This is a genomic window from Chryseobacterium sp. CFS15 (assembly GCF_031118795.1).
In the GTDB taxonomy this organism is placed as follows: Bacteria; Bacteroidota; Bacteroidia; order Flavobacteriales; family Weeksellaceae; genus Chryseobacterium; species Chryseobacterium indoltheticum.
The window spans coordinates 211,011-235,787 of the sequence record NZ_JAVHYL010000005.1 but is presented as its reverse complement, the minus strand read 5'-3'; the positions used below and the strand labels follow the sequence as shown (position 1 = coordinate 235,787).

Sequence of the window (24,777 nt, the reverse complement as noted above, 5' to 3'; positions counted from 1 at the left end):
TGTATAATTTATAAGATTTACAAGATAATATTTTTAATCAATAAATGCAACTACACTGTCCAAAAACAGGTGATTTTTCTCAAATAGTTACGGTATCTGTTTATATAATAGTTATTTATTCTCTTTTCTATGATAAATATTATTCTGAATCTTGAAAAATAAGATTATTCAGGTTTATATTTAGTTATTATTAATTTGTAGCAGAGAAAATTAATCCCAATCTGCAGCGATAAATTTCATCTGAGTTCCTTTGTCATCATAAAGCGTAAGAAAATGGCCATTGATTTCATAACGAGTCATTTTTTCAAAAACTTTTGTGAATTCTGTTTCCAGATTCATTTCCTGACAAGCCATTAAGGTGCTTCCCAACCCGGAAAACTCCACTTTGTTTTTAGATTTAAGTTTTGAAGTAAAAAACATTCTGTTGCAGCCCATCATCGCTGTTCCTCGGATTTTACCGTCTGTTGCAGGCGCAGTAAGGTTGATCTCTGCTTTATTCTTTACAAGCTCTTCTTTTGTGAAGCCATCAAACGAAACCAACATCCATTCTCTTTGGTAGTGCTGATTATTCAACTTTGCCGTAGAGCAGCTTACAGCTAAATTTAAAATAAAAAAGGCGTAAAGAAATGATAAAATGTTTTTCATATCACTCAGCCACCCATTTTCGTACCAATTGCTGACAAATTATCGTAAAAATTAGTAAATTAGCCCCACAAAAATTATTTTATAAAATGAAAAGAATATTTTTACTATTCACTTTCTTGTTAGGCTTTGCTCAAATGAGGGCAGACGAAGGAATGTGGCTATTGATGCTCATCAAAAGACTTAATGGGGTAGACATGCAAAAACAGGGTCTAAAGTTGACTCCGGAAGAGATTTATTCTGTAAACAACTCTAGCTTAAAAGATGCAATCGTAAGCTTTGGAGGATTTTGTACAGGAGAAATCGTTTCAGACAAAGGGTTGATTTTTACTAATCACCACTGTGGGTACGGCGCTATTGCAGCGGCTTCAACACCTGAAAAAGATTACCTGAAAAATGGTTTCTGGGCAATGAATCAGAAAGATGAGTTTAACTCTAAAGATCTTTATGTAAGATTTTTGGTAAGAATGGATGATGCTACGCAGAGAATCAATTCTAAACTAAACGAAAATATGTCTCCGGCTGACAGAAAAGCTGTAATTGATGCTGAGACTAAAGCAATTCAGGCAGAAAATTCTGAAAACGGAAAATATACTGTTGTAGTAAAAGATTTCTTCAACGGGAATGAATTTTACTATTTTGTTTATCAGGATTATAAAGATATCAGATTAGTAGGTGCACCGCCTTCAGCATTAGGTAAATTCGGAGGTGACACAGATAACTGGGAATGGCCAAGACATACTGCTGACTTTACAGTTTTCAGAGTATATGCAGATGCAGCAGGAAACCCAGCAGAATTTAAGCCAACCAACGTTCCTTTGAAGCCTAAGCATTTTTTACCTGTTTCTCTTAAGGGATACAAACCTGGTGATTTCTCAATGATTTTAGGATATCCGGGAAGAACAAACCGTTACCTTACCTCTTATGGTATTGATCAAATGGTAAACAAAGATTATCCGGCTTGGGTAGAAGCTTCAAGACTTGCAATGGATGTGATGAAGAAGTATATGGATAAAGATAAGACAACTCAGCTTGCCTACGCTTCACAATATGCTTCCGTTGCCAACTATTGGAAAAACAGACAAGGAACAATTGATGCCGTGAAAAATAACGGGACAATTGCCGATAAAGAAGCTATTGAAAAAATCTACAGAGATTGGTCTGTACAGCCAAACAACGAAAGTTATGATGGCGTTTTAGAAGGTATCAAAGCTTATTACAAGCAGGTATCTGATAGAAATGTTGAGAAAAATTACGCTTCTATTCTTACAAGAAATACAAAATACATCAGCCTTTCTTACCAATTGGGAAGTCTTTTAGATGCTTATGCTTTACAGGATATGAAAGGTAGACTGGCCATGAAACCGAAAGTAGAAGAAGCTATTAAAACTGCTTACGAAAGCATTAATACCGATTTAGAATCAGAAATGATTACTTCTATGGTTAAGCTTTACCAAAGCAAAGTAAATCCTGATGTTGCTTCTAAAACAATTATGGATCTAGACGCCAACAATCTTGCAAAAATGGCAGCTTCATCAATTTTTGCCAACAAAACTTCGGCTACAAATTTTATGATGAACCCAGACCGTTTGAAATTGGATGCAGATCCGCTTTCAAAAATCGCAAAAGGAATTATAGCTGATCAAAAATATTCGGCAGAAAGATTTGTGAAGGTTGACGATAATTTTGCTAAAAACAACCGTCTTTTCTTAGGTGGTTTAATGAAAGCAATGCCTGAGAAAAAATTCTATCCGGATGCAAACTCTACAATGAGACTTACTTACGGATCTATTGATACCTTACCAATGAGAGACGACAGAAATTACTTTGGTGTTACTGACAACTACTACACAACAATGGAAGGTTTAGTAGGAAAATATAAAGCTGGTGACGAAGAATTTGATCTTCCACAAAGAGTAATTGCACTTCACAATATGAAAGATTATGGCCAGTATGCTGATAAAGCAGGTTACATGCCGGTAAACTTCCTTTCTAATAATGATATTACAGGCGGTAACTCTGGTTCACCGGTAATTGATGGAGAAGGAAACCTTATTGGTATCGCTTTCGACGGAAACAGTGAAGCATTGAGCGGAGATATTGTATTTGAAGACAAATGGCAAAAAACAATCAATGTTGACATCCGTTTTGTTCTTTGGACAATTGATAAATATGCAGGTGCAAGAAGAATTGTAGACGAACTAAAATTAGTTAGAGACGAAAATACTCCTGCTGATACAGGGAAATCTAAACTAAAAAATGTTGCTCCGGCAAAAAAGAAAAAGTAATTTTCTAAACAATATTTTTTTAAAACCGTGGAATTTTATTTCACGGTTTTTTTGTTGTTTTTTTTTAATTAAATGATTCCATACAAATATTTAGATGATCTATTTAAAACTTTTATTGATGAATTTTCATTCACCGGAAATATTCAAGGATAACATTTCTTAGTACTTAATTATTTTAAATTTAATAGATTAAAAATCAATTACTTACCACTTGTTTTCAGCAAAAAAACACTTTTTTTTGTCAGGATTCTTACATAAACACGACTATACTTATAAATCAGTTAAACTATAAAAATACATTTATGAAAAGGAACATTTTAAAAATGACAACGCTCGGATTTGGGCTTATGACAATTTTCAGCCTTTCATCATGTGATGATGACGAAATGATGGTGATGGAAAGCCCTATGGAAAAAACAATTACTTTTGAAAATATTGTTACCCCAAAAGATTTTGTAGAAAGTGGCAGCTTTCAGGGAACCAATACGCCGGTTATTATGCCTGGAGAATCGGTTTCTTTTAAATTCATTGCAGGAAAAGCGCAGTCTTTAATGTTCGCAACGATGTACGGAGCATCCAAAGATTGGTTTTTTGCATCAAAACAGCCAGGAATAAAATTATTTGATGCTAATGGAAATGCCATTACAGGCGACGTTTCTTCGGAAGTTTTATTGTGGGACAACGGTACAAAAGATAATACTACCGGAGCTGCTCAGAACAATCCTATCGCTCAGGTTCCCAATGTGAATGCCTCTCAACTGGTAAAGCTAAATCTGAGCTACGACATTGTGAAATCTGAATTTACATTAACGATAGCCAACACTTCTGGCGGAACAGCCAACGAAACGCCTCTATCTCCGGGAGTTTGGGCAGTATCAAATTACAATGGTGCGCAATTGCTTAATTCGGCTCCATTTTTTACACCTAATGCATTATCAAATCCAGAAATTACAGATATTGCTCAGATGGGAAGCATTACTAAAATGGTAACCAAACTTAATACAAATACAGGAATCATGACCGGTCTTTCTCCTGCTTTGGTCGTGGTTTACAGTGGTAATCAAAACCCTATTTACCAAGCAGGCCAGCTAGATTCTGGTAATGGATTAAAAGAAGTTTCTCAGACCGGAAATGTTATGAAACTTCAAACTACTTTAAAAGCTATGCCTAACGTAAAAGGAGTTTATATTGCAGGAAATGCTCCTCTAGCACCGGGAAGCAAGATGATGACCAGTTTTTCATTTACACCGGGAGATAAAATAGCCTACGTAACCATGTTTGGCTTTTCTAATGACTGGTTTTATGCTAATGAGCAAAGTATTGATGCAGGTACAACAGGCGATCTTACATCAAAAACAACTTTGTATGATTCTGGAACAGGAGTCAATCAATATCCTGGAGCAGGAAACCGTCAGTCTTTATTTGGAGGAACTCCTCAGGCAGAAAGTATTGTTATTTCTAAAGTAGGAACACAATATCCCGTACCTGCAGTACAAAATGTCTTAAAAGTGACCGTGAATTAATTAAATATAAATCAGGGTTTAATAAAAACATCAAATGATTTCGATGAGCATCTCTGAATGAAAATTTAGGGGTGCTTTTTTATTAATGAAAATTGATATTAAACATTCCAAAACTCCCGATCGAGGCTTCTATACTGTATCGCTTCCGAAATATGATGAGATAAAATATTTTCAGACTCTTCCAGATCAGCAATTGTTCGGGCTACTTTTAAAATCCTGTCAAATGCTCTGGCAGAAAGATTCAGTTTTTCCATAGCTTGTTTAATAAGGTTAAATGAGGCGTCATTAAGTTCACAAAACGTTTCAGTTTCTTTTGGTCCAATTTGGGCGTTGTAGCTGATTTGCAAATCTTTATACCTTTCATTTTGAATTTCTCGGGCTTTTAAAACCCTTTTTCTGATATCTTCGCTTTTTTCACCTTTCCTTTTATCCGTCAATTTTTCAAACTCAACTTTCTGCACCTCAACATGAATATCGATTCTGTCTAAAAGTGGTCCCGAAAGTTTATTCATATACCGCTGCATTTCAAAAACAGAAGACGTATTATTGGGATCGTCGGGAAAATATCCGCTCGGACTTGGGTTCATCGAAGCAATCAGCATAAAGCTTGCAGGATAATTTACGGTAAACCTAGCTCTGGAAATTGTTACTTCTCGGTCTTCTAGAGGCTGACGCATGACTTCCAAAACCGTTCTTTTAAATTCGGGCATTTCATCAAGAAATAAAACTCCGTTATGAGCCAATGAAATTTCTCCAGGTTGTGGGTAACTTCCGCCACCAACAAGCGCAACATCTGAAATCGTATGATGAGGTGAACGAAATGGGCGAACGGTCATCAAAGAAGTTTCCGTTCCCATTTTCCCGGCTACGGAATGTATTTTTGTAGTTTCTAAAGCTTCTTTTAAAGTAAGTGGCGGCAAAATACTCGGAACTCTTTTTGCCAGCATTGTTTTTCCGCTTCCCGGTGGACCGATAAGAATAATATTGTGGCCTCCGGCAGCGGCAACTTCCATTGCTCTCTTGGCGGTTTCCTGGCCTTTTACTTCAGAAAAATCAAAAGGGAAATTATTTATTTTATCCTGAAATTCTTTTCTGGTATCTAAAACCACTTTCTCAAGAGGCTTTCCTTCATTAAAAAAATCGATGACCTCTTTGATATTTTCAACACCATATACATCAAGATTATTGACAATGGCTGCTTCCCTGGTGTTTTGTTTAGGTAAAATAATTCCTTTAAAACCTGCTTCACGAGCCTGAATAGCAATGGGAAGCACTCCTCTTATCGGCTGCAAACTCCCATCAAGCGAAAGCTCACCCATAATGATATAATCCTGTACATTTTCACCCAAAATCTGGTCAGACGCAATTAAAATTCCGATTGCAATACTCAAATCATACGCTGCACCTTCTTTTCGCAGATCTGCCGGAGCCATATTGATTGTAATCTTTTTCCCGGGAATCTTAAATCCGCAATTTTTGAGTGCCGCAGAAATTCTATAACTGCTTTCTTTGATGGCATTATCGGGAAGACCTACCAAATGATAGCCTACTCCTCCTGTATCAACATTGACTTCTATGGTAATAGTTTGTGCAGAAACTCCATGAATGGCGCTGCCATAAATTTTTATCAGCATTATATTGTGTTTTAAGTAAAAATAATCAAAATTTCTATCAAATAATAATTAAATGTTATCAATTTGACAAAAGGTAATAGTTATCGAACAATTAAAAACCAGAACAATATTTTTGTTCTGGTTTTTAGTTTAATATGTAAGAAAAGATTTAGTAAGCCAGCGTTATACCTGCTCCCCAACCCATATCACTATCATAATGGGTAGATAAGGATGCATTTCGGGTAACTATATATTTTAAACCCAGCATATATTCTTTATCAGTATTTACAGAAAAAGCACCGCGCAATCTTTGTGTAAGAGGAATGTCTTCTCTTCTTAATTGCAGCCTCACAATTCCGTCTGTGAAGACTTCTGCCTGAAAATCAACCAGCATTGGTAAAGTGTAAACCACTCCGGCACTTAGCGTTGCACGTTGGTCTTTTTTACTTTTCTGCCCAAAGAGATTTTTTTCCAATTCCGAACCGTGAGAGTTTCTGTATCTCCAATCAAAACCAATAAAAGGCATTAACCATTGCATTTTACCAATATATCGGCCAATATGGGTTTCTGTTTCGTAGCCGTGCATACTGTTGTATCCTAATCTCCATTCTGCACCGATGCTCCATCTTGCATTTTGCAACATTGCCTGACCGTCGTTACCATTGGTTGCAAAATCATTTTCTGCCATAAGATGCCATTCGTTACTTTCGTCCTGAAGCATTTTATAGGCTTTTTCTTTATCCGGAATTTCCGGGTTCTGATAGTCTCCAACAGCAAAAACTCTGTTCATCCCTGCCATCATGTGATATAAAATATGACAATGAAAAAACCAGTCTCCTTCGGTATTGGCAGCAAATTCTATCACATCAGTTTCCATAGGCATGATATCCAATACATTTTTCAATGGAGACTGAGCTCCGTTGTCATTAAGTACACGGAAATCAAATCCGTGCAAGTGCATCGGATGTCTCATCATAGAATTGTTGATCAATTTTATTCTTAATATTTCTCCTTTTTTAACCTGTATTTTATCAACTTCGGAGAGCACTTTATTATCCATGCTCCATACATAACGATTCATATTTCCGGTAAGAGTAAGGGTAATATTTTTCACAGAATCTTTTATCGGTAGTGAAGTATCGTATGGAGATTTAAGCACATTATAGTTTAAGGTTACTATATCATTATTTCCCATATTGTGTGAAGAATGATTTATCTTCATATCCTTATCCATATCTATTTTTTGAGATTTTTTTGGTTTCTCGCCAGAGATTTCAGGATACATTACAGCATTCATATCCATTTTCTGGAGGCTCATTGCCATTCCCATATCTTTCATATCACCGTTCATCTTCATCATATCATTCATCATTTTCATCCCTTCAAAATATTTAAGTTTCGGAAGTGGAGCATGAAGCTGCTTCACCCCTTCTCCTATATAAATTGATGCTGACTTCGTTCTGTCTTCCGGAGTTACCAAAAGTTCGTAAGACGTATTTTTTTCAGGAATGGTGACTACGATATCGTACGTTTCAGAAACTCCTATGATAAGTCTGTCTACCATTAAAGGCTCTACATCATTTCCGTCGTTTGCTACAACTTCAATCTTGCCACCTGCATAATTGATCCAGAAATAGGACGAAGCACCTCCGTTGGAAATCCGAAGCCGCACTCTATCTCCTGCCTTAAATTGCGACAATTGCTGTTCAGAATTACCATTAATCAAAAATTTATCGTAATAAATATCGCTTACATCCATTGCAAGCATCCTTTTCCATTCATTGGTCACTTTAGTTCCAAAATGTCCTTCTTTTATGGCTTCCCAATAACTTTGAGTGCTTTTTTTCTTTATCCCAAACCAGTCATTGGCGTTGTGAAGCATTCTATGCACATTATGAGGGTTTAGATCTGTCCATTCACTTAAAATCAACGGAATTGCCGGAATATCATCAATCCCTTTTCTGAACGTAGGATCATCCTTTCTTTTTTTCAAAATCAGCGATCCGTACATTCCGATCTGCTCCTGCATTCCTGAATGGGAATGATACCAATGCGTACCATGCTGAATGATCGGAAATTTATAAGTATATGTAGAATGCGGTTTAATCCCCATTTGGGTAAGCATAGGAACACCGTCTTCTTTGTTGGGCAGCATCAATCCGTGCCAGTGTAGAGAAGTTTCTTCATCCATCATATTATGTACAATGATTTCCGCAGTATCACCTTCGGTAAATGTGAGCGTCGGCATCGGAATCTGACCATTAACGGCAATCGCTCTTTTCATTTTTCCTGTGAAATTAACCAGCGTATCTTTTACATACAAATGATAAGTTACCGTTTTACCTTCCGTTAATTTTTTCTCAGGGAAAGGAAGAATTTTTTTGTTCTGAGTATTATGTGGAGAATGCTCCTGTGCTTTTGCAAAGGAAAACGAAAACAAAATCCAGAGAACTATATATTTAGTTTTTAACATATTACTCCTTGTTTTATTTTAAAGTTTCAACCGTATTTCCACAAGTAAGCATTTGTGCTCCGTAATATGGATTTTTAATTGTGCTTTCCGTACTCAGCCAATTAGCATCCTGCATAGGACAATACTGATAATAAATAGGAGCAGAATGTTTTGAAGTTTTCAGCAATTCATACATGTTTTTAGATAATGATTTGAAAGCTTCTCTTTGTTTTTTTATGTCTTGCGTTTGAGCAATTGCTGAAGCGTCACTATTTAAGCTTTTCATTACTTCCATCCAAACATCATGCTCTGTAGCTGACAGTTCATCCATTTTTATAGCCGTGATTGCATCTGTTAATTCTTTTCCTCTTCCAGAAGCAGTTTTAGCATCCGATTTTACAAGAGCATTTTTTAATGAAAAATAAGAATTCTGAATACTTTGCAAAGGAGAACCAGTCGGTTTACTTTTCTGAGTCATTGAAGAATGATCAGACATTGAAGAGTGATCCTGCTCGTTTGACATAGAGCCTTTCATTGCAGAATGATCATGTCCGTGCCCGTCCATTGTTGTTGTCTTATTTCTTTTATATTGACAACAAGACGGTAGTTTGGCATAAACATCATCCGGTGCATAAAATGAATCACTATCATATCCTGCCTGGGCAATTCTTTTTAAAATTTCCTGTTGGTCTGTTTTCGATGCATCATAAGTTAGAGTTGCCATTTTTGTTTCTTTATCCCAGTTTACCTTGGCTACGTTTTTGACATTTCCGGTTTTTTCAATTGTTGATTTGCACATGTCGCAATTTCCAGAGATTTTTACCGTTTCGGTTTTTGCATTTTTGATCTGGGCAGTATATATCAATGATACTAAAAGCATCATGACGGCCATTATTTTTGATATTGACTTCATAATATTTTTTATTGTAATGATCACAAGTAAATGCAGCATCTACTTGTCTCATTGTTTTGAAATTAAGTTTAAATAAATGATAAAGTTGAAAACAGAAATGTTTTCAAAAAAGCATAGCTGTGGCTATACATTAAAGGATTATCCTATTTTAGGAATCAGCCAAATGGAATAGAAACCTTTGGAAATATTAGTTTCATCAATCAGAAAAAAATGGAATACATTAACCTTTACTTTAGTGAAAGAGAAACTGTTAGAATAAAAAAAAGAAATATTGCTGTTTGTAGGGCATTTACACAAAGCATTGCTACAATCGTTTCCGCAATGATTTTTTTCAGATTTCTTATGCTCGCAATCATCTTTTTTTGATGTAGCAGCCTTAGAATCTACTTTATGAGTTGAAGCAGCTTCCATTTTGCATGCATACATCTTATTGGGCATTAAGAAAAACCCCAAACAAAAGAAAAACAATATGTAAGCGCTACGAAACATCTTCCTGCGAAGATAAAGCTTTTCTAATCCAAAAATAAAATTTTTAACAATTTTTAATTGCCATAATCACAATATATCTCCAAGCAAAATATTTATATTTGTAAATAACCTTCTTTTAAAGAAGCACAAAAAGAGAGAACATTTGATTATGACAACAAAACCTGAAATAACCTGGGCAGATTTTGAGAAATTAGACATTCGATGCGGGACAATTATTTCCGTGAATGATTTTGAAAAAGCAAGAAACCCTTCTTATCAGCTTGAAATCGATTTTGGAGATTTAGGAATAAGAAAATCTGCAGCACAAATCACAACACTTTACAGCAAAGAAGATTTGGTGGGTAAACAAATTTTAGCCGTTGTTAACTTCCCTAAAAAACAGATTGCCAATTTTTTCAGCGAATGCCTTGTTTTAGGAGTCTATGGTGATGATGCAAAAGACGTAACGCTTTTATCGCCATCTCTTCCGACGAAAAACGGATTACAGGTGGGATAACGATCTACATAATCTCATCGTTTCTAAACCATTATTAATCAACTTACAAAAACACAATCATGATACAAAATATTTCATTAGAAAAAGTCTTATTCCTTGATATTGAAACAGTTCCAAATGCAGGTTCCTGGGAAGACCTTTCTGAAACCGAACAGAAACTTTGGGATAAAAAAACTAGATATCAAAGAAAAGATGAGATCTCTGCAGAAGATTTTTATGATAGAGCCGGTATTATGGCAGAGTTTGGAAAAATTATCTGCATTACGATCGGAATGCTCGAAAAAAACGAGACTTTAAGAATAAAAAGCTTTGCAGATGATGATGAAAGAAAAATTCTTCAGGAATTTGGAGAGCTTTTTAACAGCCCGAGACTGCGTGATGTTATTCTCTGTGCGCATAACGGAAAAGAATTTGATTTTCCGTGGATTGCAAGACGGTTTTTGATCAACGGAATGATGCCTCCATCTCCATTTCAAATGTTTGGAAAAAAACCTTGGGAAATTCCGCATCTCGACACGATGGAACTTTGGAAATTCGGAGACTACAAAAGCTATATTTCACTTGAGCTTTTAGCGCATGTTTTCGGAATTCCTACACCGAAAGACGACATCGACGGATCAATGGTTTCATCAATCTACTACATAGAAAAAGACTTGCAACGAATAGTCGAATATTGTGAAAAAGATGTCTTAACTTTGGCCAATATTTTCAGACGGATGCGTCAGGAAGATTTATTAAAAAGAAATATCAATTTAGATTAAATAAAATACCGTTGGAACGGTCATTAAAACGATAAAATGAAATTTACAGACGATCAGATTGCCGATATAGGAGAAGAAATTATAAGAATATTAAAAACTGTTTATGATCCTGAAATTCCGGTAGATATTTATGAATTGGGTTTAATTTATGATGTACAGATTTCCGATGAAGCTGATGTGAAAATCATCATGACCTTAACGAGTCCTAACTGTCCCGTTGCGGAAAGTCTTCCGCAAGAGGTAAAGGACAAAGTGAAAGAAGTGGAAAATGTGAACGAAGTAGATTTGGAACTAACTTTCGAACCCACTTGGAACAAAGATATGATGAGTGAAGAGGCAAAATTTGAGTTGGGAATGCTCTAAATAAGATGGATGAAGGAAGCCGGAGGCTGGAAGTTTTATCTTCGTTCCGCATCAAAACAATATAAAACCGGAAATTCTCCGGTTTTTTTTATTCTTTCCTGAGGTTACTATTAATGAAAACATTATTAGAAATGAATGCTTGTATCGACTTCCATCTCCCAACTTCAATCCTTTAATCTTCTCGTGCAATTTCTTTTCCTTCTCTTCTGCTCCATTCGCTCCACGAACCTACATATAGATTTGACATTTGAAAACCGGCATATTCTAATGCTAAAATAGTATGACAAGCCGTAACTCCCGAACCACAATGAACGATTAATTTTTCAGGCTTATTTTTCAATAAATCTTTATATTTTTCTCTCAAAATTTCCGGCTTCAGGAAACTTCCGTTTTGATCTAAATTTTCAGAAAAAGGAATATTAATGGCTCCGGGAATATGACCAGCAATTAAATCGATCGGTTCAGACTCACCCTTATAACGATAAGCATCCCTTACATCAATGACGGTAGCAGATTCGCTTGTTAATTCATTTTCAACATCTTCCAAGCTTGAAACAGGAAGAAGCCAATGTTCTTTTGTAATGATTTCAGATTTCTCAAAAGTCTCTTCTCCTGACGAAAACTCCAATCCTTCTTTTTCAGCTGCCTGAATTCCACCATCTAAAACCTGAATATTTTTAAGACCACAGGATCTCAACATCCACCATGCTCGCGCTGCAGCGTTAGCTCCGTTTTTATCATCATAAATGATGACATAAGAATCTTCAGAAATCCCTAAAAGAGTAACTGTTTCACTAAATTTTTGAATTTCTGGCAGAGGATGTCTTCCTCCAAAAGCTACATTCTCGCCAACATCAGCTAAATCTTCATCTAAATCTACAAACCTTGCTCCTTTGATGTGTTTATTGAGATAGTTTTGATAATTGTCTTTTCCGGTTCGTACATCAAGAATAATAAGGCTTTTTGTAGAAAGTTCTCTTAATTGTTGTGGTGAAATTATGGGAAGCATCGATGTTTATTTTAATTTAAATGTTTATCCCTGATTAATTTACATAAATTAGGCTTAAGCGACAATCATAAAATACTCACTATAAAACTGTTATATATTTAACGCAAAGCTTTATTATTGCAAATCTTATTTTAAGGAGCAAAGATTGAGAATCAATAAATTGATTTTTATGAAGCTCTCGTTTTTATCTAAACTTCATCAGCGACTTTGTCGCTATTCTTGGCTCCTTCAAATAATAAGCTTAAAAATTAAAATCTTTGCTAGGTAAAAGATTTCGCTTAATTCTTATCCTAAACTCAGTTCGATTTAAGTTTAAATCTGCAAAAATCTATTAAAGCTAAAAAATAAAAACCGCAGAGATTTCTGCGGTTTTAGTTATTGATAAATGAAAATCATGGTCTGTACAAGTTCCGGATGAAGACTTTTTGAAACCGGACAATTGTGAGCGGTTTCCTCAATAAAGGCCTTTTCTTCATCTGAATACTGATCTGAAAAAACAAAATTACAGACGATCTCACCAATTCTTCTTGGCTCAGTTTTCATAATTTTCTGAAGTGTACAATACGCTCCATCAATATTAATATTCTTGTCTTTACCCAAAATGGCAATGGTTGTCAATGCGCATTCTGCCAAAGAAGTTGCACACAAGTCTGTCGGTGAAAATTTTTCACCTTTTCCGTGGTTGTCTGTTGGCGCATCACTTTCTATGATGGTTCCAGACTGTAAATGTTCTGCTGAACATCTTAAATCTCCTGTGTATGTTATTTTTGATGTCATAATTTTAATTTAAAATGAAAGAGACACTGTCTCTAAAAATGAAAAATATCTTTCGCTCTGTTATAAGAACTCTCGAAATTTAATAAATTCAATTTGTGTTCCGCTTTTTCAACACTCATAAAATTGATTACCTGCTCTGTCGGCATATTTCCTACCAAATCATCTTTTGCCATCGGGCAGCCACCAATTCCTTTTATTGCAGAATCGTATCTTCTGCAACCTTTATCATAAGCTGCTTTTAATTTAGAATAAGAATCTTCGTAACGGTTATGAAAATGTGCGCCAAAATCTATTTCAGGATATTTTGAAGGAATTTTTTCGAATAATAAAGCAATAGTTTCCGGCGTTGCTACTCCAGTTGTGTCAGAAAGCAGGATATTTTTAATTCCTATTTCAGAAAATCTATTGGCCCAAAAATCTACATCTTCCCATTTCCACATTTCCCCATACGGGTTTCCAAACGCCATTGAAAAATAAATATTCAGTTCTTTGCCTTCACTTTTTGTGAGCTCAAGCATCTTTACAATATCATCAAAAGCTTCCTCCTGATTTTTATTGGTATTTCTATGTTGAAAAGTTTCAGAAATAGAAAAAGGAAATCCCAAAATATCTACAGACTGATGCTTCAAAGCTTTTTCAGCACCTCTATAATTGGCAATAATTGCCGAAACCTTGGTATTAGACAAAGATTTATCGATATTCTCGGCAACCTCAGCAGAATCTGCCATTTGCGGAATTGCTTTCGGAGAGACAAAACTCAGGCAGTCAAGCACATCAAAACCAACTTCCATCAGTGAATTGATGTAATCTATTTTTTTATCGGTCGGGATAAACTCATCCCAACCCTGCATCGCATCTCTAGGGCATTCGGTAAGAAACATTTTACTTTTGATTTTCTCAAATATAATAAAACTAAACTATTTAGTTCTCGTTTCCAGCAAAGCTAATATTAAATTGATTATCAATAATTTATTTCTGATTTAAAATTTCGATACAATACATTCACCAACAAATAACCCGTTCTGAGCTTTGAATTTATTAACTTTGTTAAAATTTATGATATCAAAATGAGTACAATAGAATTCAACTCGATGTGGAGAGAAAAACTGCTGAACCGTTTTCTCAGCTATGTAAAAATATATTCAACAAGTGACGCCGAAAGCGAAACCACTCCTTCAACAGAACGACAGTGGGACATTGCCAATTACATCGTTGAAGAGCTAAAAACGATTGGTTTGGAAGATGTTTCTATTGACGAGCACGGTTATATTATGGGCTACGTTCCCTCTAATCTGGAAAACGACAATCAGCCGACAATAGGATTTATTTCTCATTACGATACTTCCCCTGATTTTAGTGGTGAAAATGTAAAACCACAAGTTTGGGAAAATTATGCAGGTGAAGATTTGATCTTAAACAGGGAAACAAACTTTACTTTATCACCTTCAAAATTTGAAAGTTTAAAGAAATATATCGGTCAGACTTTAATTACCACTGACGGAAATACGCTTTTGGGAGCCGATGACAAAGCTGGCTGTGCAGAAATTGTAACGGCTGCTGAATATTTAATCGCTCACCCTGAAATCAAGCATGGAAGAATTGCGGTTGGATTTACGCCGGATGAAGAAATCGGAAGAGGTGCACACAAATTTGATGTGGCAAAATTTGGTGCAGAATGGGCTTATACAATGGATGGAAGCGAAGTTGGAGAATTGGAATACGAAAATTTCAATGCTGCTGGAGCAGTGGTAAAAATTCACGGTTTGAGCGTACACCCTGGTTATGCTTTCGGGAAAATGGTAAATGCCAATCTTTTGGCTGCAGAATTTATACAGTCTCTTCCTGCAAACGAAACTCCTTCTACGACAAAAGGATTTGACGGATTTTATCATTTGATGGATGTAACGTCTGATGTTTCAGAGTGTAAACTTCAATATATCATTCGTGATCATGATGAAGAGAAATTTGAGGCAAGAAAAAAATTCATGGAAGAAAAAGTTGCTGAGTTTAATCAAAAACATGGTGAAAAAACCGCCGAAGTGGAGATAAAGGAACAATACCGCAACATGAAGCAACAGTTTGAAGGTAAAATGCACATCATCGATCTTGCTGCAAAAGCAATGAAAGAAGCAGGTATTGAGCCTAAAATAAAAGCCATCAGAGGCGGTACAGACGGAGCGCAATTATCTTATATGGGACTTCCTTGTCCGAATATTTTTGCGGGTGGAATCAATTTCCACGGACCTTACGAATATGTGGCTTTAGAAAGCATGGAGAAGGCAGTTGAAGTGATTCTGAATATTGTGAAAGCGTAAGAATTTAATGATATACAAAATAATCCGTCCCAGTTGTGGGACGGATTATTTGTTTTTATGACTTTAATTTAGAAATGTTTTAATATAAATCTAAAATCTGATATGTCTTTTCATTAAAAGTAAAGGAATCGTTTTTTTGAAGATCTTTCATATTTGCATAAATGGGAGCTTTAGTAGAAATTCCAACAACAGTTGTTCCGCTCATCTCAATTTTGTCGGTTGAGATACCAATGAAAAAAGTTAAGGTATCCGTGACCACAATTGCTCCTGGAGACACATTGGCGTTCTCTTCCGTAATGTCTAGCTGACTTAGGTAATTTAATTCGTTTTGTGCAAAATCGAGTTCTTTTTCCAAAGCCTGTAAAACGTCGAGTTTGTTACTGTGACGATCTTCGGTTTGGCTTGCCGATGCATTTCTGCTGAAAGTATCAGCTTTCATATCGGAAACACGCTGGGTATAATTTTCTGTTAATTCCTGCTGCTTTTGAATAGCTATCTGCAGAACTTCTTTCTTATCTATTTTTTTCATCTTAATGCTTTTATATTCAAATATATAGTTTTTTTTAGGATAAAGTAGCTTTTACAGTATACCAAAACTCCTCGCAAAAGCTTAGCTAACGATTTTTTTGTATAATGAGTACGAGCAGGATGCTCGCACCAGCATGGGGAGAATGAAAAAAAATCCGTCTTCTCTATTATTGACGGACTTGTCACAAAGCAAAGACTAAAACAAACGCTTGCTAATGCGCTTGCTATATAAACAAAAACCCCGCTTATAAGCGGGGTTTTTGTTTATATCTATTCTTTTTGAAGGTTATAAAGATCTCCTCCTTCTTTTGTACATTGAATAAATATTTTTTTAGGAATACTATCTCTTAAACTAATTTTAGTAGTTTGATTACAGCTTTCATTATCATATTTAAAAATCAATTCTCTATTATTTTCTATATCATTTGGTACAGCTAATGCAGAACCTAAATTATAATAGCCAAGTAATTCGTTATTAATACTATAGATATATAATTGACCATTGCCTCTTTTAGCATCTTCGTAAACACCTGTATAATGAATGGAATTTACAATTTTAAGAGTATCTTTTTTGGTAGTAACAATATTACCTAAATACCTTACTATTTGTTGGTCAATTTCTTTTCCTTTTTTTTCAAACTCAAAATTTTGTTTAGGTATATTTTCCTCTAATACCAACAAACGACAACGTTCATAATAATCGATATTTTTTTTATATGTGTCTGTTGACGGTTTGGATTTGCTACATCCTGTCAATATTATTAATGTTAAAAAAATTCGTTTCATTTTTTAGTAATCTGAAGGTTTAGGTTTTTTCGATTCTTGTTGCATTTGCAATACTCTTTTCTGATAACCAGCTGTACCACCACCATTATAAGCTTCTACTGCTTTTGCCCAGCCTTGGAATTTATATGTTGACTTTCCTGTTTTCGAATCGTAAGAAACCCCTCCTCTAAATCCTTTTGTAGCTAAAACCCTTGTTCCTGCAAATAATGAGTTTGTTTCCTCGGTTTTAGCTCCTTTGGTTAATCCATATTCACTTTTCATTTTAGACCAGTCTCCAGGAACATTCGCTTGCATTATATCAGTTATACCAGATGTACCCGCATTCGATTCTTGAACCGTGATTGCCTTAACCAAAGTTGGATCTAAATCAGAGATTCCTTTAATTGCTTCCTGAGGAATAGAATTTCCCCCTTCCGTCACTAAATTTAATTGTCCCGAATTTTTAGCTTGGTTAAAATATCCTGTTCGTGCAGCAATTTGATAATCATTTTCTTGATAGGCTGATCCCGAAACATTTTCCCCTCCTTTACTTTGAATAATATTAGGCATCACAACCTGTTTCCATCCTGCTGTACTTCGAGAAGGGTCACTACTTGCGTTAGTAGTTGCCTGTATATAGGTTCTAAATTGAGTATCACTTTTTATACGATGAACTTCTACTCCTCGATTATTAATATACACAATATCATTTGGTGCTTGTCCATCGGGATCAGTAAACCTAATGGGATTTTGTAGTGCGTAATTGTATGGACTCCAGCCTGGAAACTCTTCCGCTAGTGGATCAACATTCAACCAAAGAGACACTCTAGGATTGTAATATCTCGCCCCATAATAATAATACCCTGTTTCTGCATCAAGTTCTTTGCCATTAAATTTATATGGGCTGTTATTACTTTTAATATTATGGTTTTCAACAAAAACCTCGCCACTTGGGAAGTATTCTATATTTTGAGTTACTTCACCATCTCTTCCTGTAATATAGCTGCTAGATCCTAAATGATCCGAATGAAACCAATAGATTTCAGTTTCTTTATCTCCTGAGTAATTGCTTACGCAGTTTCCGTTGTAGCCAGCGTTTTGCCCGTAATTTGGCGGTGGTGTAATGCTGTTTAGCTGCAGGTTAAGAAGCGGTCAATTCATTCTTTTTGTGCAAAATCGAGTTCTTTTTCCAAAGCCTGTAAAACATCGAGCTTGTTACTGTGACGATCTTCGGTTTGGCTTGCCGATGCATTTCTGCTGAAACTATCAGCATTCATATCGGAAACTCGCTGGGTATAATTTTCTGTTAATTCCTGCTGCTTTTGAATAGCTATCTGCAGCACTTCTTTCTTATCTATTTTTTTCATCTTAATGCTTTTATATTCAAATATATAGTTTTTTAGGATAAAGTAGCTTTTACAGTATACCAAAACTCCTCGCAAAAGCTTAGCTAACGATTTTTTTGTATAATGAGTACGAGCAGGATGCTCGCACCAGGGGAGCTATCGCGTAAAGAGCCGGAAATTAGGAAGTTGACACTAACATAACATCTTCTATTTCCCAATAATTATCATGCAATCTTAGTTTAAATACAGCAGTTCTACCGTAATAATTTTTTATATTATGGTCAACAAAAACTAATGCTATTTTTTTTGAAGTATCGAATACAATCTCTGAAAAATAGACAACACCTATCTCACATTCATTTGTATGTTTATCATACTCTGCCAGATCCAGCACTTTTGCGGTACATAAATTAAATTGATTTGCTTTTATAGAACTTCTTGTACTTAATTTTTGAATAATGTCTGTATTACTGGAAAATTCTTTTAAAAACTCCTTCCTACTTTTTTTGTAATTTATAGGAGCTTCGGGATGACCTGTAATAAAATTTTTACTACCTGTAGCAAAATCTGTATTTTTATTTTTAGTAGAATCTATATACAAATTGCAAAATTTTTCAGGATGATTAAAAATTTCGTTGTGCGCTTTTGTCTTCTCTTCGATATATAAATCATCATCGTGAACTCTTAAACTATCAAAATATTTTTTTTTACCTAAATAATCTTCTCTAAAAAAATAAGGTATCAACTGATCTGTTAAATCATTATATAGTTTTACATTAGTATCGGTTGATTGGCTTACACATTTTTTCATTTCCTCCTTACAATTCGTAAGTAATAAAGAGGATAATAAAACTATAAATATTTTACTCTTAAAATTCATACTATTTGGAAATTTTAGATTAATAACATCCTCTTGTTCGCAAATTATCTTTTGGTTTTTTATAAATATCTAAAATAGATGACTTTTTTTGTGATTTCAAGTCCCTGCTTTCACGTTGTTGCCTAAAATCTTTTCTAAAATTATTCGACCTAATTGCATCAAACTTTTCAGTAATTATATCACGATCAGAAGCAGCAGATTGAGTATCTGTTCCAAAATAAATATATTCCCAATTATCTCCTGCATCTGGCATACCACTTTTTGATTGAAGACTCGTCCTAAAACCTAGGGTAAATTCCTCGGAAATTTTGTCAAATGCATAGTCTGCCCAATGACCACCTTCATGAATTATGATTTCTGCTAAATTATCAATATACTTTTGATCTCCTTTATGTTTTGAAACCGTGTTTATTACGCCAGGATCAATATAAATAGCATTGGAATCTTTGTCTTGATCAAATAACCCCAAATGTCCCATATATTCATTCATTATAACAGTGGGCCCATCTCCATCTTTGAGCATTTTCTGTATCATTTTATCATCTACCTTAAATCTGTCTTTAAACGCTTCTCGAAATCCTGAATCTCGAAACACCGCTTTTATAGTTTTTATTGCCTCATTATATAATCTTCTTTCCATTCTCGTAGCATTTGCTGGTAATCTAAATCTTCCATCAGGATCAATGTAATTAATAGGGTTGTTTCCACAATAAATATAAGGCTCCATCGTAGTCTCCGCTAGTGGATCAACATTCAACCAAAGAGAAACTCTAGGATTATAGTACCTAGCTCCATAATAGTAATACCCTGTTTCAGCATCAAGTTCTTTGCCATTAAATTTATATGGGCTGTAATTGCTGTTTCTATGGTTTTCTACAAATGTCTCACCACTTGGGAAGTATTCTATATTTTGGGTTACTTCACCATCTCTTCCCGTAATATAGCTGCTAGATCCTAAATGATCCGAATGAAACCAATAGATTTCAGTTTCTTTATCTCCTGAGTAATTGCTTACGCAGCTTCCGTTGTAGCCAGCGTTTTGCCCGTAATTTGGCGGTGGAGTGATATTATTTTGCTGCAGGTTACTAAGCGGTCAATTCATTCTTTTTGTGCAAAATCGAGTTCTTTTTCCAAAGCCTGTAAAACATCGAGCTTGTTACTGTGACGATCTTCGGTTTGGCTTGCCGATGCATTTCTGCTGAAAGTATCAGCTTTCATATCGGAAACTCGCTGGGTATAATTTTCTGTTAATTCCTGCTGCTTTTGAATAGCTATTTGCAGAACTTCTTTTTTATCTATTTTTTTCATCTTAATGCTTTTTATATTCAAAAATATAGTTTTTTTTAGGATAAAATGGTTTTTACAGCATACCAAAACTCCTCGCAAAAGCTTAGCTAACTATTTTTTTGTATAATGAGTACGAGCAGGATGCTCGCACCAGGGGAGCTATCGCGTAAAGAGCCGGAAATTAGGAAGTTGACAATAACATAACATCTTCTATTTCCCAATAATTATCATGCAATCTTAGTTTAAATACAGCATTTCTACCGTAATAATCTTTTTTTATAAGATGGTCAACAAAAACTAATGCTCTTTTTTTTGAAGTATCGAATACAATCTCTGAAAAATAGACAACACCTATCTCACATTCATTTGTATGTTTATCATACTCTGCCAGATCTAGAACTTTTGCGGTACACAAATTAAATTGATTTGCTTTTATAGAACTTCGTGTGCTTAATTTTTTAATAATATCTGTATTACTGGAAAATTCTTTTAAAAACTCCTTCCTTATTTTTATGGAATTTATATGAGCTTCGGGATGACCTGTAATAAAATATTTACTACCTGTAGCAAAATCTGTATTTTTATTTTTAGTAGAATCTATATACAAATTGCAAAATTTTTCAGGATGATTAAAAAGTTCGTTGTGCGCTTTTGTCTTCTCTTTGATATATAAATCATCATCATGAACTCTTAAACTATCAAAATATCTTTTTTCACCTAAATAATCTTCTCTAAAAAAATAAGGTATCAACTGATCTGTTAAATCATTATATAGTTTTACATTAGTATCGGTAGATTGACTTACACAATTTTTCATTTCCTCCTTACAATTCGTAAGTAATAAAGAGGATAATAAAATTATAACTATTTTAGTTTTAAAATTCATACTATTTAGGGATTTTGGGTTGGTCTTACTCGTGCTTTGTGTAGCAACTTTTCAAAGTAATGAGCGGGACGCGGATTGCTCATATGCTACTCTTCTTTTAAAAATTCATCAAATTCATTATCTAAGGAAATATTTTGTTTCAAAGAATCTGACCAACAAGAAGAATAAACGATATAGCTTCGTAACTCACTAAAAGTATATCTGTTTTTAAGTTTCTTATACAAAATAATATGCGTTTCACCTTGCGATAAGCCATTTTCTTTTAATTTTATTATCAAATCATCAACAGAGCATTCTGTTTTATAAATTCTATCAAAGATTTCATCTAATTTTTTATTTATCATTTGGTATTAAAATTTTTTTGATTTTAAAACACTTTACAGTGGATATTATTCCTTTTTAATTCTTGTAATAATGATCCAACTTTTCATGACTTTTGAACGTACCTAAATTTTATTCATTAACCCTCTAAAGTAAGGAATAAACCCTAAAACAATAGGAGCTAAAAGTATTGATAAACAAGTTATCCAAAACATTATTCCTTCTGGAGAAAGTGGAATATTCTTCCCAAAAATAATTCTCGATAAAAAGGTCAATAAAATATAGACTAATAAATTAAAAATAGAAAATAATAACGGCTTATAAATTTTTAAATTTTTAAAGTATTTAAGTAAAAAAAAATATAATATTAAAAATGGTACTCCATAAAATAATAGTCTCCAAAAATTCCACAAGCTAACAGCATCTATTGTACTGGAAATGTTAAATGACTCTTCGACTAATAAAAATATATAACTAATGAAAACTTCTATCACAAAGAAAACAATATAAACTATTGAAAATTTTAATATGCTACTATCCATTATGTGCCTTTTTTATTAGTTCCTGACCTAATTTAACCTCAGTTCGGGATAAGAGATTCTGATAATAGTTTTTAAAATCATAAAACGCAAAGATTTTATAATTAAACTTTATATTTTAAAAAGAAAGGCAAATAAATTTACTTCGCAAAGCTTGGACAAAAGTTTTATAAAATCAACTTGTCGATTCTTCTTTGCTTACTCTCTTATAAAAGAATAAAATTCACCTCTGCGTTAATAGCCTACAGTTAATATGTGACGATTGTTGATTAACCGAACTTAGATTATCTATTTTTTTCATCTTAATGCTTTTATATTCAAATATATAGTTTTTTTTATGATAGATGATTACGACGCGATAAAAAGCAAACCACGCATCAAGTTAGTTTATTATTGTCGTTTCTTTTTGCATATCAGCAATCTGCTCATTGTTGGAAAGTCTTTTGTCAATTATTTGAGTTCAGAACTTAAACATTTGTGCTTTTTGCTCAAACATCAGAGTAATTAGCTCGGTTATCGGAGCTAAAAGCCTCATTTCCCGACCTCAAAGCTGTATCTTTTAAGCATTTTACTCCAACCTTGTATGTTTAAGCTTCATTATCCTCCTATTTAAGTCAGACTACCGAGCATTGAACAAAAAAAAACCACTACAAAATGCAGTGGCTTCACAATATTTAAAATTAAATTTTAATCGTTGTATTGATTTCCTAGAAAAGCATCCCAACCTTGTGCCGTTAAAGCAACCAATTGGTTAGAGCCTCTTGCAACCATAAAGTTACCTTCTTCCTTATCAACCGCATGACCGATAATGGTAAAATCTGGGTGGTTTTTCATTTTATCAAAATCACTTGGAGAGATTGTGAATAATAATTCGTAATCTTCACCTCCGCTTAACGCCGTCATTACAGGGTTTAGATTAAAATCATCTGCAGTTGTAATCGTTAGATTATCCATCGGAATTTTCTCTTCATACAATCTGAAACCAACTTTCGACTGATCAGAAAGATGCAGAATTTCCGAAGCTAGACCGTCTGAAATATCAATCATAGATGTTGGTTTGATGTCTAATTGTTCTAAAATCCCTTTCACATCAGTTCTTGCTTCCGGCTTAAGCTGTCTTTCTAAAATATAGTCGAAACCTGCCATTTCAGGCTGCATATTAGGATCAGCCAAGAAAACAGCATGCTCTCTCTCCAAAATCTGAAGTCCCATATAAGCTCCGCCTAAATCTCCGGTTACCACCAACAAATCGTTGGGTTGTGCACCACTTCTTTTAACAATATTTTCTTCATTTTCAATTCCAACAGCAGTAATACTCATCACCAAACCGGCATTTGAACTCGTGGTGTCACCTCCGATCAAATCTACCTTATATCTTCCGCAAGCGGCCTGAATTCCGGAATATAATTCTTCCAAAGCTTCCACGGGAAAACGGTTTGAAACCGCCAGAGAAACTAAAATCTGTGTAGGTGTTGCATTCATCGCTGCAATATCACTCAAATTCACAACAACAGCTTTATAACCTAAGTGCTTTAATGGAACATAGCCCAAATTGAAATGAACGCCTTCTGCCAAAACATCAGTCGTAAGCACCACTTTCTTGTTTCCGGGATTGATAACAGCAGCATCATCTCCTACCCCGAGTTCCGAAGACTCATTGGATAAAGGAAAATGCTCCGTCAAATGTTTTATCAGCCCAAATTCTCCTAATTTCGAAATGGGGGTCAATTCTGGTTGTTTATCTTCAAACATATTTTAATATAAATAATAGGTAATTAGTAATGAGTAATTAAACCTTGAACTCAAAACTTTAAACATTGAACACTTGCGGGTCAATATTTTCTGGTCTGAAAGGAAGTTTTTTAAAATCTTCTTTCGTCATCAATATCGTTTCAGGCATTTTGTATTTATTCATTGCTTCTACCACATCATCCGGTGGCGAAGTCATTTTTCTTAGCATCGTATCAATCCATACACCGGTTGCTTCAGAGGTAGCACAGTGAGAACCATCCGGAAGATAGAATTTGTGAACGAAACGATAGATTGCGGCATCTTCTGCACAGCCGTCTATTTCAAGGCTTACAATCACCTTTTGATCGGCAAAGATTTCTTTGAAAAAAGAAAAACGCTCATGCATAATCACAGGGCCAATTCCCCATCGGCTCATTTGGGTAACACCCATTTTCTCTTTTTTCATAAAAGCCATTCTTGTTTGCGCACAATATTGCACGTAAGACGAGTTGGCCAAATGTTTATTTGCGTCTAGGTCGCTCCAGCGAACTTCGAATGTATGGTAAAATGTCATTTAATTTTGTTTAAAATATGAATTTCTCAGCTTATCAACTTCAAAAGATATGTAAGACTATAATTATCCAGTTTGTCATTCCGTAGGAATCCAACCCATACTATTCAAAACTTTGCTAAGATTCCTACGGAATGACAAAGTGTAAGAATAAGATATGGAAAAATTAAAAACTTAAATCCTTTTGTCGATAATAATTTTTCAGCACTAAAATTCAAAAATTATAATCCCCAAAATTACTCAAATAAGATGGTTTATAAAAATTGTAGTTTTGCAAAAATA

The 24,777-nt window shown here is 34.6% G+C and carries 26 protein-coding genes and 1 pseudogene; 6 read left to right on the top strand and 21 right to left on the bottom strand.

All coding sequences use genetic code 11. The features are described 5' to 3' along the window. Nucleotides 1-210: 210 nt before the first annotated feature. Nucleotides 211-645 (bottom strand): META domain-containing protein, encoded by a 435-nt coding sequence (locus OH814_RS10300; protein ID WP_308828098.1) that lies wholly within the window; start codon nt 643-645, stop codon nt 211-213. An 86-nt stretch (nt 646-731) separates the two neighbouring features. Between OH814_RS10300 and OH814_RS10295 the strand changes: the two genes are divergently transcribed. Both OH814_RS10295 and OH814_RS10290 read left to right on the top strand, forming a co-directional pair. After that, nucleotides 732-2,930: a S46 family peptidase gene (locus tag OH814_RS10295; RefSeq protein WP_123886421.1), complete on the top strand. Its 2,199-nt coding sequence runs from the start codon at nt 732-734 to the stop codon at nt 2,928-2,930. Nucleotides 2,931-3,232: 302 nt separating this feature from the next. Next, on the top strand, nt 3,233-4,453 hold the full coding sequence (locus OH814_RS10290) for a spondin domain-containing protein (protein WP_308828097.1): 1,221 nt from the start codon (nt 3,233-3,235) through the stop codon (nt 4,451-4,453). Nucleotides 4,454-4,551: 98 nt separating this feature from the next. Here the strand turns inward: OH814_RS10290 and OH814_RS10285 are convergent, their stop codons facing one another. From OH814_RS10285 to OH814_RS10270, 4 genes are all read right to left on the bottom strand, one after another. After that, complete coding sequence (locus OH814_RS10285; RefSeq protein ID WP_308828096.1) at nt 4,552-6,087, bottom strand: YifB family Mg chelatase-like AAA ATPase; 1,536 nt, start codon at nt 6,085-6,087, stop codon at nt 4,552-4,554. A gap of 148 nt (nt 6,088-6,235) precedes the next feature. Beyond that, a complete protein-coding gene (locus OH814_RS10280; protein WP_308828095.1) occupies nt 6,236-8,539 on the bottom strand; it encodes a multicopper oxidase domain-containing protein in 2,304 nt (767 codons plus the stop codon). A 13-nt stretch (nt 8,540-8,552) separates the two neighbouring features. Further along, a complete protein-coding gene (locus OH814_RS10275; protein WP_308828094.1) occupies nt 8,553-9,431 on the bottom strand; it encodes a DUF3347 domain-containing protein in 879 nt (292 codons plus the stop codon). 138 nt (nt 9,432-9,569) lie between these two features. Next, entirely contained in the window at nt 9,570-9,857 is a 288-nt protein-coding gene (locus OH814_RS10270) for a hypothetical protein (RefSeq protein ID WP_308828093.1), read from the bottom strand. 211 nt (nt 9,858-10,068) lie between these two features. Between OH814_RS10270 and OH814_RS10265 the strand changes: the two genes are divergently transcribed. From OH814_RS10265 to OH814_RS10255, 3 genes are read left to right on the top strand one after another with little or no spacing between them, the layout of a single operon-like run. Continuing rightward, complete coding sequence (locus tag OH814_RS10265) at nt 10,069-10,416, top strand: tRNA-binding protein (RefSeq protein ID WP_308828092.1); 348 nt, start codon at nt 10,069-10,071, stop codon at nt 10,414-10,416. A gap of 59 nt (nt 10,417-10,475) precedes the next feature. Continuing rightward, on the top strand, nt 10,476-11,177 hold the full coding sequence (locus OH814_RS10260) for a 3'-5' exonuclease (RefSeq protein ID WP_308828091.1): 702 nt from the start codon (nt 10,476-10,478) through the stop codon (nt 11,175-11,177). 36 nt (nt 11,178-11,213) lie between these two features. After that, nucleotides 11,214-11,540: an SUF system Fe-S cluster assembly protein gene (locus OH814_RS10255; RefSeq protein WP_076561202.1), complete on the top strand. Its 327-nt coding sequence runs from the start codon at nt 11,214-11,216 to the stop codon at nt 11,538-11,540. A 172-nt stretch (nt 11,541-11,712) separates the two neighbouring features. Here the strand turns inward: OH814_RS10255 and OH814_RS10250 are convergent, their stop codons facing one another. The 3 genes from OH814_RS10250 to OH814_RS10240 all read right to left on the bottom strand — a co-directional run bounded on the left by OH814_RS10250 (nt 11,713) and on the right by OH814_RS10240 (nt 14,207). Beyond that, nucleotides 11,713-12,549: a sulfurtransferase gene (locus OH814_RS10250; protein ID WP_308828090.1), complete on the bottom strand. Its 837-nt coding sequence runs from the start codon at nt 12,547-12,549 to the stop codon at nt 11,713-11,715. A gap of 375 nt (nt 12,550-12,924) precedes the next feature. Then, a complete protein-coding gene (locus tag OH814_RS10245; RefSeq protein WP_076561200.1) occupies nt 12,925-13,326 on the bottom strand; it encodes an OsmC family protein in 402 nt (133 codons plus the stop codon). Between the two features lie 32 nt (nt 13,327-13,358). After that, on the bottom strand, nt 13,359-14,207 hold the full coding sequence (locus OH814_RS10240) for a hydroxymethylglutaryl-CoA lyase (protein ID WP_123886430.1): 849 nt from the start codon (nt 14,205-14,207) through the stop codon (nt 13,359-13,361). A 186-nt stretch (nt 14,208-14,393) separates the two neighbouring features. Between OH814_RS10240 and pepT the strand changes: the two genes are divergently transcribed. Continuing rightward, entirely contained in the window at nt 14,394-15,641 is a 1,248-nt protein-coding gene (gene pepT / locus OH814_RS10235) for a peptidase T (protein WP_115620696.1), read from the top strand. Between the two features lie 79 nt (nt 15,642-15,720). Here pepT and OH814_RS10230 read toward each other — a convergent pair whose 3' ends face one another. From OH814_RS10230 to OH814_RS10170, 13 genes and pseudogenes are all read right to left on the bottom strand, one after another. Beyond that, nucleotides 15,721-16,170, bottom strand: coding sequence for a hypothetical protein (locus OH814_RS10230; RefSeq protein WP_308828089.1), 450 nt, complete (start codon nt 16,168-16,170; stop codon nt 15,721-15,723). A gap of 269 nt (nt 16,171-16,439) precedes the next feature. Continuing rightward, nucleotides 16,440-16,955, bottom strand: coding sequence for a hypothetical protein (locus tag OH814_RS10225; RefSeq protein ID WP_147293617.1), 516 nt, complete (start codon nt 16,953-16,955; stop codon nt 16,440-16,442). A gap of 3 nt (nt 16,956-16,958) precedes the next feature. Beyond that, nucleotides 16,959-17,900: an RHS repeat-associated core domain-containing protein gene (locus tag OH814_RS10220; protein ID WP_308828166.1), complete on the bottom strand. Its 942-nt coding sequence runs from the start codon at nt 17,898-17,900 to the stop codon at nt 16,959-16,961. A 191-nt stretch (nt 17,901-18,091) separates the two neighbouring features. After that, on the bottom strand, nt 18,092-18,301 hold the full coding sequence (locus OH814_RS10215; protein ID WP_201132768.1) for a hypothetical protein: 210 nt from the start codon (nt 18,299-18,301) through the stop codon (nt 18,092-18,094). A gap of 157 nt (nt 18,302-18,458) precedes the next feature. Beyond that, entirely contained in the window at nt 18,459-19,160 is a 702-nt protein-coding gene (locus OH814_RS10210) for a hypothetical protein (protein ID WP_201132769.1), read from the bottom strand. Nucleotides 19,161-19,179: 19 nt separating this feature from the next. Then, nucleotides 19,180-19,800 carry a hypothetical protein gene (locus OH814_RS10205; RefSeq protein WP_308828088.1) on the bottom strand — a complete coding sequence of 207 codons (621 nt, stop codon included), beginning with the start codon at nt 19,798-19,800 and terminating at the stop codon, nt 19,180-19,182. A 42-nt stretch (nt 19,801-19,842) separates the two neighbouring features. Then, nucleotides 19,843-20,067 (bottom strand): annotated as a pseudogene (locus OH814_RS10200) (RHS repeat-associated core domain-containing protein); the annotation flags it as partial. A gap of 191 nt (nt 20,068-20,258) precedes the next feature. Next, complete coding sequence (locus tag OH814_RS10195) at nt 20,259-20,468, bottom strand: hypothetical protein (RefSeq protein ID WP_308828087.1); 210 nt, start codon at nt 20,466-20,468, stop codon at nt 20,259-20,261. Between the two features lie 160 nt (nt 20,469-20,628). Next, on the bottom strand, nt 20,629-21,333 hold the full coding sequence (locus OH814_RS10190; RefSeq protein ID WP_308828086.1) for a hypothetical protein: 705 nt from the start codon (nt 21,331-21,333) through the stop codon (nt 20,629-20,631). Nucleotides 21,334-21,419: 86 nt separating this feature from the next. Continuing rightward, entirely contained in the window at nt 21,420-21,677 is a 258-nt protein-coding gene (locus tag OH814_RS10185; RefSeq protein WP_201132771.1) for a hypothetical protein, read from the bottom strand. A gap of 102 nt (nt 21,678-21,779) precedes the next feature. Beyond that, nucleotides 21,780-22,196, bottom strand: coding sequence for a hypothetical protein (locus OH814_RS10180; protein WP_308828085.1), 417 nt, complete (start codon nt 22,194-22,196; stop codon nt 21,780-21,782). Nucleotides 22,197-22,880: 684 nt separating this feature from the next. Continuing rightward, nucleotides 22,881-23,945, bottom strand: coding sequence for a thiamine-phosphate kinase (thiL, locus tag OH814_RS10175; protein ID WP_308828084.1), 1,065 nt, complete (start codon nt 23,943-23,945; stop codon nt 22,881-22,883). Nucleotides 23,946-24,003: 58 nt separating this feature from the next. Further along, complete coding sequence (locus OH814_RS10170) at nt 24,004-24,498, bottom strand: acyl-CoA thioesterase (protein ID WP_308828083.1); 495 nt, start codon at nt 24,496-24,498, stop codon at nt 24,004-24,006. Nucleotides 24,499-24,777 lie beyond the last annotated feature (279 nt).

Excerpts from the sequence above, each read along its gene's own strand:
- OH814_RS10260 (WP_308828091.1), top strand. The coding sequence starts at position 10,476 with ATGATACAAAATATTTCATTAGAAAAAGTCTTATTCCTTGATATTGAA.
- thiL (WP_308828084.1), bottom strand. The coding sequence starts at position 23,945 with ATGTTTGAAGATAAACAACCAGAATTGACCCCCATTTCGAAATTAGGA.
- pepT (WP_115620696.1), top strand. The coding sequence starts at position 14,394 with ATGAGTACAATAGAATTCAACTCGATGTGGAGAGAAAAACTGCTGAAC.
- OH814_RS10275 (WP_308828094.1), bottom strand. The coding sequence starts at position 9,431 with ATGAAGTCAATATCAAAAATAATGGCCGTCATGATGCTTTTAGTATCA.
- OH814_RS10245 (WP_076561200.1), bottom strand. The coding sequence starts at position 13,326 with ATGACATCAAAAATAACATACACAGGAGATTTAAGATGTTCAGCAGAA.
- OH814_RS10195 (WP_308828087.1), bottom strand. The coding sequence starts at position 20,468 with ATGAAAAAAATAGATAAAAAAGAAGTTCTGCAAATAGCTATTCAAAAG.
- OH814_RS10250 (WP_308828090.1), bottom strand. The coding sequence starts at position 12,549 with ATGCTTCCCATAATTTCACCACAACAATTAAGAGAACTTTCTACAAAA.
- OH814_RS10215 (WP_201132768.1), bottom strand. The coding sequence starts at position 18,301 with ATGAAAAAAATAGATAAGAAAGAAGTGCTGCAGATAGCTATTCAAAAG.
- OH814_RS10170 (WP_308828083.1), bottom strand. The coding sequence starts at position 24,498 with ATGACATTTTACCATACATTCGAAGTTCGCTGGAGCGACCTAGACGCA.
- OH814_RS10240 (WP_123886430.1), bottom strand. The coding sequence starts at position 14,207 with ATGTTTCTTACCGAATGCCCTAGAGATGCGATGCAGGGTTGGGATGAG.
- OH814_RS10285 (WP_308828096.1), bottom strand. The coding sequence starts at position 6,087 with ATGCTGATAAAAATTTATGGCAGCGCCATTCATGGAGTTTCTGCACAA.
- OH814_RS10225 (WP_147293617.1), bottom strand. The coding sequence starts at position 16,955 with ATGAAACGAATTTTTTTAACATTAATAATATTGACAGGATGTAGCAAA.
- OH814_RS10255 (WP_076561202.1), top strand. The coding sequence starts at position 11,214 with ATGAAATTTACAGACGATCAGATTGCCGATATAGGAGAAGAAATTATA.
- OH814_RS10205 (WP_308828088.1), bottom strand. The coding sequence starts at position 19,800 with ATGGAAAGAAGATTATATAATGAGGCAATAAAAACTATAAAAGCGGTG.
- OH814_RS10290 (WP_308828097.1), top strand. The coding sequence starts at position 3,233 with ATGAAAAGGAACATTTTAAAAATGACAACGCTCGGATTTGGGCTTATG.
- OH814_RS10265 (WP_308828092.1), top strand. The coding sequence starts at position 10,069 with ATGACAACAAAACCTGAAATAACCTGGGCAGATTTTGAGAAATTAGAC.
- OH814_RS10190 (WP_308828086.1), bottom strand. The coding sequence starts at position 21,333 with ATGAATTTTAAAACTAAAATAGTTATAATTTTATTATCCTCTTTATTA.
- OH814_RS10295 (WP_123886421.1), top strand. The coding sequence starts at position 732 with ATGAAAAGAATATTTTTACTATTCACTTTCTTGTTAGGCTTTGCTCAA.
- OH814_RS10300 (WP_308828098.1), bottom strand. The coding sequence starts at position 645 with ATGAAAAACATTTTATCATTTCTTTACGCCTTTTTTATTTTAAATTTA.
- OH814_RS10270 (WP_308828093.1), bottom strand. The coding sequence starts at position 9,857 with ATGTATGCATGCAAAATGGAAGCTGCTTCAACTCATAAAGTAGATTCT.
- OH814_RS10280 (WP_308828095.1), bottom strand. The coding sequence starts at position 8,539 with ATGTTAAAAACTAAATATATAGTTCTCTGGATTTTGTTTTCGTTTTCC.
- OH814_RS10185 (WP_201132771.1), bottom strand. The coding sequence starts at position 21,677 with ATGATAAATAAAAAATTAGATGAAATCTTTGATAGAATTTATAAAACA.
- OH814_RS10230 (WP_308828089.1), bottom strand. The coding sequence starts at position 16,170 with ATGAAAAAAATAGATAAGAAAGAAGTTCTGCAGATAGCTATTCAAAAG.
- OH814_RS10180 (WP_308828085.1), bottom strand. The coding sequence starts at position 22,196 with ATGGATAGTAGCATATTAAAATTTTCAATAGTTTATATTGTTTTCTTT.
- OH814_RS10210 (WP_201132769.1), bottom strand. The coding sequence starts at position 19,160 with ATGAATTTTAAGAGTAAAATATTTATAGTTTTATTATCCTCTTTATTA.